Genomic DNA, 15,632 nt, shown 5'->3' with positions numbered 1-15,632 from the left:
CCGTCGCCCCCGCGAAGGCGGGGGCGACGACTATTTCACGGATTGTCGCACACCGTAATCGCGTCGGGATCGGGGCGCTTCCCACTCGGCACGAAGCGCGCCAAATACCCCCCGGCATGCTGTTTGTCGTCGTACGACACCAGCTTGTACCCCACCGCCTCGAACTCGCAGACGAGCAGGCGGAAGGGCGTGCCATGGTCGGCGATCGGGCGGTCGCCGTCGACGACGATCACCTGCCCGCCCGCGCGCAACGCCGGGCGTAGCCGCCAGAGAAAGGCGTAGGGCTCGCCAATCTCGTGATACATATGGACCATGAACACCCGGTCGAAACTGGCCGCGGGCAGCCGCGGGTCGTCGACCGCGCCGAGTTTGAGCGAGACATTGTCGAGCCGTTCGCGCGCGACGCGGTCGGCGAGCCGTTCGATCACCTCGGGCATGATGTCCTGCGCCAGCACCCGCCCGCCCGCGCCGACGCGCTGCGCGAGGCGCACGGTGTAATAGCCGTCGCCCGCGCCGATGTCGGCGACGGTCATCGCCGGGCGAACATCGGCCGAATCCATGACGTCTTCGGCCTCGTTGACGCGGTCGCGCGCTTCTTCGGTCGACCATTTGGTCGAGACCGTCGGCGCCACCGGGCGGTCGGCGGGCGGAAATTCGCGCGCCGTCATCGTGCGGTCGCCGCTATCGTCCCATGGCGCATCGCAGCCGCCGAGCAGCGACAGGCACGCGAGCAGGGCGGCGGCGGATCGCTTCATCAATCGATGTCCTCGACCTCGACCTTTTCGCCCGTGACCTTCTGCGACAGCGCCGCGGCCATGAACGGGTCGAGCGCGCCGTCAAGCACGTCGCCGGGCGCGGTCGACGTCACCCCGGTGCGCAGATCCTTGACCAGCTGGTACGGCTGGAGGACGTAGGAACGGATCTGGTGGCCCCAGCCGATTTCGGTCTTTGCCTGATATTCGCCCGACGCCGCGGCTTCGCGCTTTTGCAGCTCGGCCTCGTACATCCGCGCCTTCAGCATCCCCATCGCGGTCGCGCGGTTCTTGTGCTGCGACCGGTCGTTCTGGCTGGCGACGACGATGCCGGTCGGAATATGCGTGATGCGCACCGCCGAATCGGTCGTGTTGACGTGCTGGCCGCCCGCGCCCGAAGCGCGATAGGTATCGATCTTGAGGTCGCCCTCGTTGATCTCGATATCGATATTGTCGTCAATCACCGGATAGACCCAGACGCTCGAGAAGCTGGTGTGGCGCCGCGCCGAGCTGTCGTAGGGCGAGATACGGACCAGCCGATGCACGCCGCTTTCGGTCTTGGAATAGCCATAGGCATTCTCGCCCTTGACCAGCATCGTCGCCGATTTGATCCCCGCCTGTTCGCCAGCCTGATATTCGACCAGTTCCACCTTGAATCCGCGCTTTTCCGCCCAGCGGCTGTACATGCGCTGAAGCATTTCGGCCCAATCCTGGCTTTCGGTGCCGCCGGCGCCGGCATGGACTTCGATATAGCAATCATTGGCGTCGGCTTCGCCCGCGAGCAGCGCCTTGATCTTGTCCTCTTCGGCGCGCGCGGCGAGCGTCGCCAGCGAGGCCACCGCCTCGTCGATCATCGCTTCGTCGCCTTCCATCTCGGCGAGTTCGATCAGTTCGGCGGTGTCGGTGCATTCGGTTTCAATCGCGCGCGTCGCATTGATTGCCTCGTCGAGGCGGCGGCGTTCGCGCATGACCTCCTGCGCGGCGCGCGGATCGTTCCACAGCGTCGGATCCTCGACCTTGGCATTCAGCTCGTCGAGCCGCCGCACCGCGCGGTCCCAGTCGAGGAAACGGCGCAGCAGCGCCAGCGCGGCGCCAATCTTGTCGATATGATCCTGCGCTTCGGCGCGCATGTCCTTGCTCCTGAATAATGGCGTCCGGCCATAGAGGCCGCCGTGAGTTCTAACAATACCGCATCCCCGAGCGAAGACGAGGGGCTGTGCCGAGCGAAGTCGAGGTAGCGGCGGTGCAGGTTCTCGCTTCGCTCGAACGAACCCCTCGTCTTCGCTCGGGGATGCGGAAGACCGGTCAGCCTTGAATTTATCGCGTCAGATAATGCCGCCGCGGTCGTCGAGGAAGTCGCTGTCGGTGCGCCCCGTCGATCCCTTTTGCGCCGCGCCGCCAGTCGTCCGCTTCGGCGCCTTGATCGGCTTGATTTCCTCTTCGCGGATCGTCCGGCGCGGTTCGCTTTCGGGCTTGAAGGCTTCCCAGATAATCGACGCCTTGGGGTCGGTGCCCGGCCAGCTGCCATAGACGCGGCGGCCCGACTGGCGATCAATGCGCACCATGCGCACCCCTTTCGGCGCCGAGAAGGGAATCGGCTGGCGGTCGGCGAGCGCCGCGAGCGCGAAATCCTTGAAGATCGGCGCCGCATAGCTGCCGCCTTGGGCATAGCCGCCCATGCTGCGCGGCTGGTCGAAACCGATATACATGCCCGCGATCACATCGGGAGTCCCGCCGACGAACCACACATCGTTCGGGCCGGAGGTCGTCCCGGTCTTGCCGAACAGCGGGACATTCAGGTCGCGCAGCCGCACCGCGGTGCCGCGCTGAACGACGCCTTCGAGCATATGGACGACCTGATAGGCGGTCATCGGGTCCATCAGCTGCTTGCCCGATTTGGCGAAGCGCGGCATCGGGCGACCGTCCCAATCTTTTTTGTTGCAGCCGTCGCACGGCTTCCAATTGGCCGGGAAAATCACCTTGCCGCGGCGATCCTGCGCATAGTCGATCACCCGCGGTTTCAGTTCGCGCCCATGATTGGCGAGCATCGCATAGGCGTTGGTGATCTTTTCGACCGTCGTCGATCCAGCGCCGAGCGCGGTCGAGAGATAAGGTTCGTGCTTGCCGATGCCCATCGTCTGGATCGTCTCGACAATCGGCTCCATGCCGACCTGGCTCGCCGCCTTGACGGTCATCAGGTTGCGCGACTGTTCGAGCCCCCAGCGCATCGTATGTTCGCCCGATCCGCCCGCGCCGCCGAAGTTGCGGAAACATTTGTTGCCGAAACGCGCGCCCTGATAGACGCAGAACGGCCCGTCGACGATCATCGTTGCCGGGGTCATGCCATTGTCGAGTGCCGCGGCATAAACAAAGGGCTTGATCGTCGAACCCGGCTGGCGCTGCGCCTGCGTCGCACGGTTGAAGGGCGATAGGCGGACGTCGAAGCCGCCCTGCATCGCATAGATGCGGCCCGAATGCGGGCTTTCGACGACCATGCCGCCCGACACTTCGGGAATGTTGCGCAAAGCATACCCGCTGCCCCCGGTCGATTTGACGACAATCAGGTCGCCCGGGCGCATCGCCGAAAAAGCGTTGCCGCCGGTCTTGCGATAGCCGAGCGTCGCGGCGCTGGCGGGCAGCGTGCCGGTATCGCCATTGGCAAAGCCGATCTGCGCCGCGCCGGCCGATTTCGACAGGACCGCAGCGACGCGCCAATTGTCATAGTCGATGCCGATGAAGCTCGACGCCAGACGGCTCTGCCACTGGTCGTCGGCCTCGATCGTTGCGATCGGTCCCGACCAGCCCTTGCCCGCGTCGTAGCGCTGGAGCCCCTTGCGCAGCGCCATCGTTGCGCCCGTCTGCATCTTGCCGTCATAAGGCGTGCGGACCCACAGCCCGCCGGCATAGACGCTGAGCGGGCCATCCGCAGCGGTTTCGCCGAACTGGGTGATCAGCTGGCGCCGCACCTCTTCCATATAATAGCCGCCGACCTGCGCGATCGCGCGGTTGCCGCTGTTGGTAAGGCCAAGCGGCATGGCGCGCGCGGCGTCGCGCTGCGCCGCGGTGATCCAGCCATTGTCCTCCATCGATCCGAGCACGAAGTTGCGCCGCGCCAGCGCCTCCGCCTCGTTGCGCGTCCGGCCATATTTCTCGGGCGCCTTGGGCAGAATCGCAAGAAACGCCATTTCATGGAGCTGGAGCTGGTCGACGTCCTTGTCGAAATAGGCGCGGCTCGCCGCCTGCACGCCGAAAGCGCGGCGGCCGAGCGGGATTTCGTTGAGGTACAGCTCGAGGATCTGTTCCTTGGTCAGCGCATCCTCGATGCGCATCGCCAGGATCGCTTCGCGCACCTTGCGGCGATAGCTGAGTTCGTTGGTGAGCAGCAGGTTCTTGGCGACCTGCTGGGTAATCGTCGAGGCGCCGACGGGGCGGCCGCTGCTCGAAAGGTTGGTCACGATCGCCGAGGCGATGCCCGGATAGTCGATGCCGCCGTGGCTGAAAAAGGTCTTGTCTTCGGCGGCCAGGAACGAGCGCACGAGGAGTTGCGGATATTCGCTATATTCCAGCTGGACGCGGCGTTCGCGCGCATAGCTGTGCACCGGCTTGCCCTCGCCGTCGCGGACCATCGTCGGCAGCGGCGGTTCATAGTCGCGCAGCTGGTCGACCGACGGCAGGTCGCGCGCGAAGATCGCCCAGATCAGGATGAGCGCGAGGACGCCCGACAGGGCGAGATAACCAAGCCAGCGAAACCAGCGCCTGGTCCACATGTCGCGAAACCAGGTAATCACGGCGTTGCTATCGCGGCGAAGGCGCAGGCGGAAATGGGACGTGCTGTCGGCGACCATAGGGCCAAGCCTCTAAAGCCTGCTTGGCAGAAAGGGAAGCATGGTTGCGGCGCGTTGCTATTCTGCTCCCCGCCCGCTTGCAGAAAAAGGACTGGTCAGGTCGAGCAGCATCAAGCGCAGCATCGCGGCGACATCCGTCAGCACCGCATCGGCCGGAACACGGTCTTCCTCGTACAGCATTTCGTCGGCGGCAAAGCCGATTTCGACCGCAAGCCGCAGCCGCGACCATAGCGCCGACCGGCGCATCTCCGCCAGAAGGGGCGCGCAGGCGTCGGTCAGCCGGTCGGTCACATGGCGGTGCGATTCGAGCCGGACATGGACGAGCCGCGGCGAGGCGTGGAGCGCGCGCAATATCCACACCGCGCCGGGTTCGGCGCGCGTTACGGCGGCGTTTTCAGCGAGCAGATCGCCGATATGGTCGGCCATCGCCGCGATCCCGGCGGGCGCATGACGCGTCAGCCAAGCGTCGAGCACATCGTTCTGCCGCTCCATCAGCCGCCGCCCCAGCGCCTCCAGCACCGCATATTTGTCGCCGAAATAGCGGTAAAGCGCGGGCGGCGTCAGCCCGGCGCGCGCCGCGATCATATTGGTCGAAATCCGCTCGATCCCGACCTCGGCCAGCAATTCGCCCGCGACGTCGAGCAGCCGGCCGCGGGTCAGATGCGCGCGGTCCTGTTGCGGCGGACGCTTGACAGCAGGGGCGCGGCCCGCCGCGATCACCGCGCCCGGCCGCGCGCGCTGACCGGCCAGATGTCGACCAGCGTCTCTCCGGCCACGACATGATAGCTGTCGTAGAGGTTCACCGTCGGGTCGCAGTGTGGCACGGTCAAGCTGACCGGGTCGCCGGGGGCGAGCTGCGTCCCGATGCCGGGCGCGATCAGCGCCGCATGTTCGTCGCCCATGAAAGCGAAGAACGCGGTTTCGGGCGCGCCGCGCTGCACCACCGCGACGCCGCCGTCGGTCGACAGCGACTTGTAGCCGGCGTCGATGGTGACGAGCCCGTCATGATTGGCGCTGACGACCCGCGCATCGACCGCCAGCGACACCTCGAACGGCGCTTCGCCGCCCTCGCCGGTCAGGTCGCAGTCGCCATATTGTTTGTCCATGAAGACATAGCTGCCCGCCTGCAGTTCGGTAAAAACGCCGAGGTCAAGGTCGATGCGGTGGGTGCCGGTGCCCGATCCGGTGATGATTTCGGGTGCGAAGCCCGCGTCGGCCAGCGCCGCGATGACGCTTTGCAGATAGGCGGTGCGCTCGACGATCGCGGCGCGGCGGTCGGCATAGCTTTCGATATGCTGCTGCGACCCGCAGTAAAATTGCACCCCGCGATAGGCGAGATTCGGGGACGCGGCGATGACCTTGGCCAACGCGACCGCGGCTTCCGCCGACGCCACGCCAGTACGCGCGATGCCGGGGTCGATGTCGATGATGACATCGAGTCGTGCCTCGGCTGCGATCAGCGCACTCTGAAGCCGCTCGGCGACGCCCGGATGATCGACGACCGCCATCAGCCCTTCGGCGCTGGCGGCGAGCGCAGCGAGCCGGTCGATTGCGGCGGGCGCGGCGACGGGCGAGGTGATCAGGATGCCGGTGACCCCGCCCGCCGCCAGCACCTCGGCCTCGCCGATCTTCGCGCAGCATACCCCGACCGCGCCCGCCTGCATCTGTCGCAAAGCAATGTCGACGCTCTTGTGCGTCTTGGCATGCGGGCGCAGGCCGACGCCATGGTGACCGGCGAGCGCCGCCATCCGCTGAATATTGCGGTCGAGCGCGTCGACATCGAGCACGAGCACCGGGGTGTTAAGGTCGGCGCGCGCGCCTTGCTGGCCGATCAAATGCGCGTGAAGGTCGCGGTCGGTGGTCATGCAAACAGGCTTTCGAGATGCGGGTTGAGAAATTTGCCGCCCGGATCGGCGGCGCGGCGGACGGCATTATAACGCCCCGCCATCGGATACAGCGCCGCGACATCGGCGCGGCCCAGCGTGTGGCGTTTGGCCCAATGCGGCCGCCCGCCATGGCTGCGGAAAATCGTCTCGGCCTCGGCGAACAGGTTTCGCCACGGCATCTTGGCATATTGGTGCATCGAAATCGCCGCGACGGGTCCGGCGTTCATCGGGCTCATCCAGATGTCGTCGGCAGCGACGGTGCGAAATTCGAACGGAAAGGTGACGGGCAGGCGTTTCTTGCGAATCCACCCGACAACCTCGGCGAGGGTGTCGAGCCCAGCGGCGCGCGGCATTTCATATTCCATCTCTTCGAACCGGATCGTGCGGTCGGACGGAAAGACGCTGTGTGCGGGACCGCGGCGGCGCCCCGAAATGCCGCTTTTCATCATCAGCCGCTGGAGCGACGGGGTCAGGAAGGGCAGCCGGGCGGAAATGTTGAGGATGCGGCGAAAACTGGCCTCCTCCATATCGGTGGTGGTCGGCGGCGGATCGCACGGATCGCACAGGTCGAGCGTTTTCAGGATCACATCATCGCTGTGCGGAAAGAACCAGAATTCGACATGGCGATGTTGCCGCGTCAAATCATCATAGCTCTCACGGATCTCCGCCCAGCGCCGTTTTTCGATCCGTTCGGCGAGGTGAAAGGCAGGGACGACCGCGACGTCGATCTCGGTCGCGACCCCGAACAGCCCGAGCGACAGGCGCTGCGCCTGATAGAGGTCGGGGTTGGTGGTCGCGTCGCACCAATGCGCCTCGCCATCGGCGCCGATCAGCCGGAAACCGCGCGCGAAGGTGGCGAGCGAACCGAGGTCGGCGCCGGTGCCGTGTGTCCCGGTCGCCATTGCGCCGGCAAGCGACTGCGGATTGACGTCGCCCTGGTTGGCCAGCGCCAGCCCCGCGTCCCACAGCGCCGCGGTCAGGCGGCGGATGCTCCAGCCCGCGGGGATGCGCGCGGTCTGGCGGTCCGGGGAGATGTGTATATCGCCCGCCAGATCGTCGAGGCCGACGATCAGCTCGTCCGATTCGCAAAGCGGCATGAAGCTGTGCCCGGCCCCGGTGACGCGCAATTTGTGCGCGCTGCGGATAAGCGCGGCGAGTTCGTCCTCGCTGTGCGGACGGGCGATCTGGGCCGCCGCGGTGACGCTACCCGACCAGTTGCTCCAGCTCATACCTCTCTCCCGCCGTCAGCGCAGTGAAGCTGGCTGCGGGAAGAAAGTTAGTCAAGACTATATTACTAAAGCCCCTCCCCTTCAGGGGAGGGGTTGGGGTGGGGTCTGTCGGGGTGGCGCAAGGCTGCGAAACCCCACCCGCTGCGACTAAGCCAGCAAGCTGGCAAGTCTCGCTGCCCTCCCCTGAAGGGAAGGGCGATTGTGGCTAGCGCGCCGCAATTTGCCGCGCGAAATGGATCTGCACCGCGTCGCGCACTCCGCGCGCGACCTTTTTCTGGCCCGCCGCCGAGGCGAGGAATTCGGCGTCATCCTTGTTCGAGATAAAGCCGGTTTCGAACAGGATCGACGGGGTGTCGGGCGCTTTCAGCACCACGAACGAGGCGAAGCGATGCGCGTGGGTGCGAAATTTGACCGCTTCGCCCGCTTCGCGCTGGAGCAGGCGGGCAAAGTCGGAGGCGACGTTCATCGTCTCGCGCTGGGTCAGGTCGAGCAGGATCGACGAAACATCGCCGCTGTGCGCGCCCAGATCGACGCCGTTGATGACATTCGCCTTGTTCTCGCGCGCCGCCAGACGTGCGGCTTCGCGGTCGGAAGCGACTTCGGACAGCGTATAGATTGACGCGCCATTGGCACTCTGGTTTTCGGCGGCATCGGCGTGGACCGAGATGAACAGATCGGCCTTGAGCCGCCGGGCGATGCCGAAGCGTTCCTCGAGCACCAGATAGCGGTCGTCGCCGCGGGTCAGCGCGACGCGAACGCGGCCTGAGGCGAGCAGATCGTCGCGGATCGCGCGGGCGAGCGCGAGAGTGATGTCTTTTTCGCGCTTGCCGCTGTGCGGGCTGATCGCGCCCGGATCATGCCCGCCATGCCCCGCGTCGATCACTACCAGCGGCAGGCGGCCGTCGTTCGGTCCCTCGATCCGCGGCAGCGCGACACTGAGTTTGGGTTTGCCGATCGGCACGCTGACGCTGTAGCGTTTTTCGGGCGGTTTGGCGCGAAAGCCCGCGGGCGGCGCCAATTCGGTGCGTGGGCCGCGCGACACCCGCGCGAATTCGTCGGCGGAGACCGGGCGCAGGCGGAAGGTCAGGCTGCGGCCGTCGGCGGCGAAGCGCGCGCCGGTCACCACCGCCGGCTGTGCAAGGTCAAGCACGATGCGCGCGGTATCCGAATCCTTTTGCCCCTGGCGCACCGCGCGCACCAGTCCGGCGCCTTGCATGGAGCGCCCGGGCTGAGCGCCCGCGATATCGAGCGCGATCCGGTCGGGACCGGCGAGCATAAAGGTCGAAGCGCCCGCAACCAGATCGTCGAAGCGCAGCGTGATGTCCGAATCGCCGATTTCGACCGCGCCGATCTGTCCCGCCAGCGCCGCTGCCGGGTTCATCATCATCGCGATCAGGACGAGCAGCAGGCCCATGGCGCCTCTATGCCGCCGCAGGCGAGCGATGGTCCAGCGCTTATTCGAAAACATGAGGCCCCCAGCGGCAGAATGTCGTGAACCGGACATTAGCCATCGGGGGTCAAACCCCCGTCAACCGGCAGGGTTAACAGCCAATTCAGCATGATCAGCGGCGACGCGGGACTTGCGAACGCGCGGCAGCGTCCCATCTTTCTGCCGTGGCGCTGTTGCCGTCGGCCCGTGCCGATGCTAGCACGCCACCACTGACGGTGTCGTTCCCAGTGCCGTCCGGCCTTTTGAGGGGAAGGCCTGCTCCGCAAATCCGCGGAACATGGCCGCCTTGGCGCCGGATATGCGGGGATCGGCAACCTGCCGCCAGTCCACCCGGTTGACCGGACAGTCGGGGCGATCGCCAGACGCCCGCCCTGCCCGCCCGCTCAACACCGTAAACAGGTTGATGCCGCATGAGGCTTGCCATGCCCTCTTTTCATCCCGACGCGGGCCTTTTCGCCCCGGTCGTCGCCGGATGCACTGACCGCATGCGCGTCCAGGACCGGACGCAGGCCACCCACGGCAATAACGTCTTTTTTCCTTTCACCCTTTTCCGCCGCGACTGTCCGTCCAGGAGGGTCGCGGGATTTTTTGATGGCGCGCTGAAGCGCGCTTGGAGTGTTTATAATGACCACGCGCATGTTGATCGACGCGCGGCACCGGGAAGAAACCCGGGTCGCCGTCACCAAGGGAAACCGCATCGAGGAGTTTGATTTCGAGTCCGCTGAGCACAAGCAGCTCAAGGGCAATATCTATCTGGCCAAGGTAACCCGTGTCGAACCGTCGCTGCAGGCGGCGTTCGTCGAATATGGCGGCAATCGCCATGGGTTTCTGGCATTCAGCGAAATCCATCCCGATTATTACCAGATTCCGAAGGAAGACCGCGACGCGCTGCTGCGCGAAGAGGCCGAGCATGCCGCCGAAGCGGCGATGCGCGCCGAAGCCGATCTCGACGAGCTGGAGGGCGATGTCGCCGACGTCGAATATCATGACGAAGACGATAACGGTGACCGCCGCGACGACGCCGACGATGATCGTGACGACCGCGACGACCGGGAAGACGGCGACGACAATGGCGACGGCGAAGACGGCGGCGAAGGAACCGAAGAAGGCCGCGACGGCCGCAGCGACCGGGGTGACCGCAAGGGCCGCGGGCGCGGACGCGGCAACGGACGCAAGGGTGGTGGCCGCGGACGCAGCCGCCGCGACGACGACGACGGCGAAAACCGCATGTCGCTGCGCCGCCGCTACAAGATTCAGGACGTCATCCGTCGCCGCCAGGTGATGCTGGTCCAGGTCGTCAAGGAAGAACGCGGCAACAAGGGCGCGGCGCTGACCACCTATTTGTCGCTGGCCGGCCGTTATTGCGTGCTGATGCCGAACACGATGCACGGCGGCGGGATCAGCCGCAAGATTTCGAACGGTGCCGATCGCCGCAAGCTCAAAGCCATGATCGACGAACTCGCGCTGCCGCCGACGATGGGCTGCATCGTGCGCACCGCCGGGATGAGCCGCACCAAGGTCGAGATCAAGCGCGACTTCGATTATCTGGCGCGCCTGTGGGACGAGATTCGCGAAAAGACGCTGCAATCGAGCGCCCCGGCGCTGGTCCATTCGGACAGCGACCTGGTCAAGCGCGCGATCCGCGATATTTATCATAAAGACATCGAGGAAGTGCTGGTCGAAGGCGACGAGGGCTATAAGGCGGCCAAGCAGTTCATGAAATTGCTGATGCCGAGCCACGCCCGGCGCGTGAAGCAATATGCCGACCCGGTGTCGCTGTACCAGCGTTACGGCGTCGAGGATCAGCTGGCGGGGATGCTCAACCCCGTCGTCCAGCTGAAATCGGGCGGCTATCTGGTAATCAACCCGACCGAGGCGTTGGTGTCGATCGACATCAACTCGGGCCGCTCGACGCGCGAGCATAATATCGAGCAGACCGCGGTCAGCACCAATCTGGAAGCGGCGCACGAAATAGCGCGCCAGCTGCGCCTGCGCGACATGGCGGGGCTGGTCGTGATCGATTTCATCGACATGGATCATGGTTCGAACGTCCGCAAGGTCGAGCGGGCGATGAAGGATGCGCTGAAGAACGACCGCGCGCGCATCCAGGTCGGCCGCATTTCGGGTTTCGGCCTGATGGAGATGAGCCGCCAGCGCCTGCGCACCGGCGTGCTCGAAGCCTCGACGCGCCCCTGCCCGCATTGCGAAGGCACCGGGCTGGTCCGCACCGCATCGTCGGCCGGCCTCAGCGCGCTGCGCCTGATCGAAGAGGAAGCCGCCCGCGGCAAGGGCAGCAAGATTACGCTGCGCGCCAGCCAGGAAGCGACCTTCTACCTGCTCAACGAAAAGCGCCGTGAACTGCGCGACATCGAGGAACTTTACGGCGTTTCGGTCGAAATCCTGCCCGACGGCGAAACCGAGGGCGCGCGCATGGCGGTCGAGGTTACCGGCCCGCCGCCGACCCAGCGCCGCAGCTTTGCCCCGATCGCACCGATCGAGGACGATGAGGACGACGACATCCCCGAGGACGAGGATGACGAAGCCGCCGACGAGGAAGCGGCCGAGGACCGTCCGGCGCGTTCGCGCGAGCGCGAGCGTGATGACGCCGACAGCGATGGCGAGGGCCGCAAGCGCCGCCGCCGCCGCCGCCGTGGCCGCCGCGGCCGCCGCGACGAGGAAGGCAATGAAATCGCCGAAACCGGCGACGAAGGTGACGGCGAAGGCGCCGAGGCAGATGCCGGGACCGCCGACGACGATGCCCCCGCCGCGGCCGAAACCGATGGCGATGCCGAGGCGGTCGAGGCCGACGCCAAGCCGCGCCGCCGCCGCGGCGGTCGTGGCCGCAAGCCCAAGGTCGATGCTGCGGAAACCGCCGACGAAAATGCGGCTGAAGCCGAGCCGGCCCCGGTAGCGGCCGAAGCCGCCGAGCCGGTCGCCGAGGACGCCCCCGCCGCCGAGGAAAAGCCGAAGCGCAAGCGCGCGCCGCGCAAGACCAAGGCCGCGGCCGAAGCCGCCGACGCCGCGGTCGATGCTGCGCCCGAAGCGGTTGAAGCGGCGTCCGCTACCGAAGCCGAACCGGAAGCCGAAGCCGAAGTCGCCAAGCCGGCGCCCAAGAAGCGTGCCAGCCGCGCGAAAAAGGCCGTCGCTGCCGAAGCCGCGCCCGAGGCAGCAACGACGCGCGATGCCGAACCCGTCACCGCCGACGGCGACGAGGGCGGGGTTGGCCCCGACGGCGAACCGCGGCGCGGCTGGTGGCAGCGCACCTTTGGCAACTGATCGGGCAAGCCGATCGGGCGCCCGTTGACCCGGTTCCCTTTCCCCGCGCGCCGCGCGCCCCGCGAAGCCCCACCGGCTTCAGTCGAGGTTCAGGCGCGCGGGGCAAGGATCGGGCGATGACTTCATCTCTGCCGATCGCCGGTCGGGCGGACGCCTGGCGCCCGCTGCTTCGTATCGCACTGACTTTGCTCGCGATGCTCGCCGTCGCGATGCGCCCGGCGATGGCGCAATCGATCCTGCGCGACGCCGAGACCGAGGCGCTGTTTCAGGACATGATGGACCCGCTGCTCGTCGCCGCAGGGCTGCAACCCGGGCAGGTGCGCGTCCATCTGCTCGGCGATCGCAGCATCAACGCGTTCGTCGCGGGCAGCCAGGACGTCTATGTCTTTGCCGGGTTGATCGAGGCCGCCGACACCGCCGAAGAGGTGCAGGGGGTGCTCGCGCATGAGCTGGGCCATGTCATCGGCGGCCATGCGATTCGGGTCAACGAAGGCGCCAAGGCAGCGACCGGTATCTCGCTGCTCAGCCTGTTGCTCGGCGCCGCGGCCATTGCCGCAGGCGGCGGCGAAGCGGGCATGGGGATCATGATGGCGGGGCAGCAGGCCGCGCTCGGCAAATTCCTGGCGTTCAGCCGGGTACAGGAATCGACCGCCGACGCCGCGGGTGCGCAATATCTGTCGAAGGCGGGGATCAGCGGCCGCGGCAGCCTGGCCTTTTTCAAGAAATTGCAGAATCTGGAATTCCGCTACGCGGTCAAGCAGGATGACGATCAGGCCTATGGCCGTACCCACCCGATGTCGGGCGACCGCATCCAGACGCTGCGCGAGGTGTATGTCATCGATCCGGCGTGGGCCAAGCCCGCCGACCCGGCGATCGAAAAACGGTTTCAGCGCATCAAGGCCAAGCTGTCGGGCTATATGACCGACCCCGACCGGACGCTGCGCAAATTTCCCGAAACCAACAGCAGCATTCCGGCGCGCTATGCGCGCGCTTATGCCTGGCACCGCAGCGCCTATCCGCAAAAAGCGCTGGCCGAGGTCGAGGCGCTGCTCGCCACCGACCCGGCCGATCCTTATTTCCTTGAACTCGAGGGTCAGGTGCTGCTCGAATCGGGGCGCCCGAAAGAAGCGATCCCGGCGCTGCGCAAGGCGGTCACAATATCGCGGTCGCAGCCGCTGATCAGCGCGACGCTGGGCCACGCGCTGATCGCGACCGAGGATCCGGCCAATTTCGCCGAGGCTGAAGCGGTGCTGAAAACCGCGGTCGCGCTCGACAACCAGAACCCCTTTGCCTGGTACCAGCTTGGCATCGTCTATGCGAACAAGGGCGATCAGGCGCGCGCCGCGCTCGCCTCGGCGGAACGCTACAGCCTCGAGGGTGGACAGGCAGCGCTGGCGCTGCGTAATGCCGAAATGGCGATGCAGGGGCTGACCCAGGGCACGCCCGACTGGATCCGTGCACAGGATATTTCGCTGGTCGCGCGCGCCGAGGTGGAACGCGAGCGCAAACGGCGCTAGATTCGGCCGGAAAATGCGGGGACCGCATCGCCAATATCGATGCGCAAGGGCAACAAGTGACTGATAGAAAAGACGAATATTACCAGCCATGGCTGCGCGACCCCGCGCCGACGCCCGATGCCGCGCCGTTGCCGCCCGCATCGCCCGTCGAAGGCCTGGCGAAACCGCGCGAGGCGCCGCCCGTCGGTATCGACCTGTCGCGCTATGCCGCCGCGGACAAGCCGCCGCGCAAGCCGGTCGTCACGTCGGGCCAGATGAAGGCGGGCGCCGCGGGCGCGTGGCAGGCGCTGCGCAATGGTGCCGATGGCTTTGCCGACTGGACCATCCGCGTCGGCGACCGAGCCGATATTCCGGCGCGGGTCGAGGCGATGGAAATCCCCCGCCGCGCCCGCGAACTCACGGCCAAAACCGGCGCGCTGACCGCGCAAGCGGCGCGCGCGATCGGACGCGGGTCGGCGCAAGCGGGCCGCGCTACTGCCAGGGCCAGCGGCGCCGCGTGGGAAAAATTGGCGCTCGGCGACAAGGCCCGGAAGCTGTCGAGCGACGCCGGACGCGGGCTGGGAGAGGTTGCCGACCGGACCAAAACGGGCGTTGGCCAGATCGCCAAGGCGGGCAGCGACAGCATAAGGGGCAGCATCGGCGAAGCCGCGACGAAACTGCGCCCAAGCCCACGCGAGGAGTTGGCGCCGCCGCCCTCGGGCCTCGAACAATTGCTCGCCCGCGAGGAAGCCGCGGCGCGCGCCAAAGACCCGTCGGCTCCCGATCTGCCGCTGTTTGCGAGTGATGCCAGCCGGCCGACAGCCCCTGCCGCGACCGCCGCGGCGACGGTCGAGGGCGACGACCGCTCGCCCTTGATCGCGCCAGTGGCCAAAAAGCCTGCCGCCGCCAAGCCGATGGCGACGCCGCGCTTGCCGCAAATCAAGGGGAATGGGATGGACGGTGGATCGACGCGCATCGGGTTGATGGCGCTGGGCGCGCTGCTCTTGCTCGCGGCGGTGTTCTGGCTCGGCGGCCGCATGAGCGGCGGGATGAGCAAGAGCGAGGTCGAGACGATCGTTGCCGATTATATCAAGGCGAATCCGCAGATCATCCCCGCGGCGCTCGAAGCGCAGCGCAATGGCGAGATCGCCAAGGCGATCGACGCGATCCGCCCGGCGCTCGAAAAACCCTATGCCGGGGCGTGGGCGGGCAATGCCGACGGCGATGTCACCTTGGTGGTGTTCACCGACTATGCCTGCGGTTTCTGCCGCGCGAGCGTGCCCGACGTCGATCGGCTGATCCGCGAGGACCGGCGCCTCAAGGTCGTCTTCCGCGAACTGCCGATCATCGCCCCGCAAAGCCGCGATGCCGCGCTGATGGCGCTCGCCGCGGCGCGACAGGGCAAATATGACGCGTTCCACCACGCGATGTTCGCCGCGAGTTCGCTCGACAAGGCGGCGATTGCCGCCGCCGCGGCCAAGGTCGGCGTCGTCACCGACGGCAGCGCCGATGCGACCGCGAACGAGGCGCTGTTCCAGCGCGAACTCGACAGCAATCTGGCGATTGCCACCCAGTTGCAGCTGAACGCTACCCCGACCTGGATCGTCGGCGACCAGCTGTTCCAGGGCCAGATCGGTTACGACGCATTGAAACAGGCGGTCGCCAAGGCCCGCGCGGCCCAGAGCTGACGACGACGCG

10 protein-coding genes are annotated in these 15,632 nt (G+C 66.6%); 3 read left to right on the top strand and 7 right to left on the bottom strand.

Translation table 11 applies throughout. The features are described 5' to 3' along the window. Positions 1–35 precede the first annotated feature (35 nt). From ACTIFP_RS14575 to ACTIFP_RS14545, 7 genes are all read right to left on the bottom strand, one after another. On the bottom strand, positions 36–755 hold the full coding sequence (locus tag ACTIFP_RS14575; protein ID WP_439569433.1) for a class I SAM-dependent methyltransferase: 720 nt from the start codon (positions 753–755) through the stop codon (positions 36–38). Then, positions 755–1,882, bottom strand: a complete 1,128-nt coding sequence (gene prfB, locus ACTIFP_RS14570; protein WP_439569432.1) for a peptide chain release factor 2 — start codon at positions 1,880–1,882, stop codon at positions 755–757. Before prfB ends, ACTIFP_RS14575 begins: the two co-directional genes overlap by 1 nt. A gap of 195 nt (positions 1,883–2,077) precedes the next feature. Further along, positions 2,078–4,597 carry a penicillin-binding protein 1A gene (locus tag ACTIFP_RS14565; protein WP_439569431.1) on the bottom strand — a complete coding sequence of 840 codons (2,520 nt, stop codon included), beginning with the start codon at positions 4,595–4,597 and terminating at the stop codon, positions 2,078–2,080. A 57-nt stretch (positions 4,598–4,654) separates the two neighbouring features. Further along, positions 4,655–5,317, bottom strand: coding sequence for a TetR/AcrR family transcriptional regulator (locus ACTIFP_RS14560; protein ID WP_439569430.1), 663 nt, complete (start codon positions 5,315–5,317; stop codon positions 4,655–4,657). Further along, a complete protein-coding gene (locus ACTIFP_RS14555; RefSeq protein ID WP_439569429.1) occupies positions 5,314–6,462 on the bottom strand; it encodes a DSD1 family PLP-dependent enzyme in 1,149 nt (382 codons plus the stop codon). Before ACTIFP_RS14555 ends, ACTIFP_RS14560 begins: the two co-directional genes overlap by 4 nt. Beyond that, complete coding sequence (locus ACTIFP_RS14550; protein WP_439569428.1) at positions 6,459–7,712, bottom strand: D-arabinono-1,4-lactone oxidase; 1,254 nt, start codon at positions 7,710–7,712, stop codon at positions 6,459–6,461. The genes ACTIFP_RS14555 and ACTIFP_RS14550 overlap by 4 nt, the downstream gene beginning before the upstream one ends. A 205-nt stretch (positions 7,713–7,917) precedes the next feature. Then, a complete protein-coding gene (locus tag ACTIFP_RS14545) occupies positions 7,918–9,126 on the bottom strand; it encodes an N-acetylmuramoyl-L-alanine amidase (RefSeq protein WP_439569427.1) in 1,209 nt (402 codons plus the stop codon). A gap of 660 nt (positions 9,127–9,786) precedes the next feature. Between ACTIFP_RS14545 and ACTIFP_RS14540 the strand changes: the two genes are divergently transcribed. From ACTIFP_RS14540 to ACTIFP_RS14530, 3 genes are all read left to right on the top strand, one after another. After that, positions 9,787–12,438 carry an Rne/Rng family ribonuclease gene (locus tag ACTIFP_RS14540; protein WP_439569426.1) on the top strand — a complete coding sequence of 884 codons (2,652 nt, stop codon included), beginning with the start codon at positions 9,787–9,789 and terminating at the stop codon, positions 12,436–12,438. 116 nt (positions 12,439–12,554) lie between these two features. Then, a complete protein-coding gene (locus ACTIFP_RS14535) occupies positions 12,555–13,955 on the top strand; it encodes a M48 family metalloprotease (protein WP_439569425.1) in 1,401 nt (466 codons plus the stop codon). Positions 13,956–14,011: 56 nt separating this feature from the next. After that, positions 14,012–15,622 carry a thioredoxin domain-containing protein gene (locus ACTIFP_RS14530; protein ID WP_439569424.1) on the top strand — a complete coding sequence of 537 codons (1,611 nt, stop codon included), beginning with the start codon at positions 14,012–14,014 and terminating at the stop codon, positions 15,620–15,622. The last annotated feature ends 10 nt before the right edge of the window (positions 15,623–15,632 follow it).

The sequence above is a fragment of the Sphingopyxis sp. genome (assembly GCF_051861155.1).
Taxonomy (GTDB): domain Bacteria; phylum Pseudomonadota; class Alphaproteobacteria; order Sphingomonadales; family Sphingomonadaceae; genus Sphingopyxis.
This window is presented reverse-complemented; position numbering and strand designations above follow the sequence as displayed.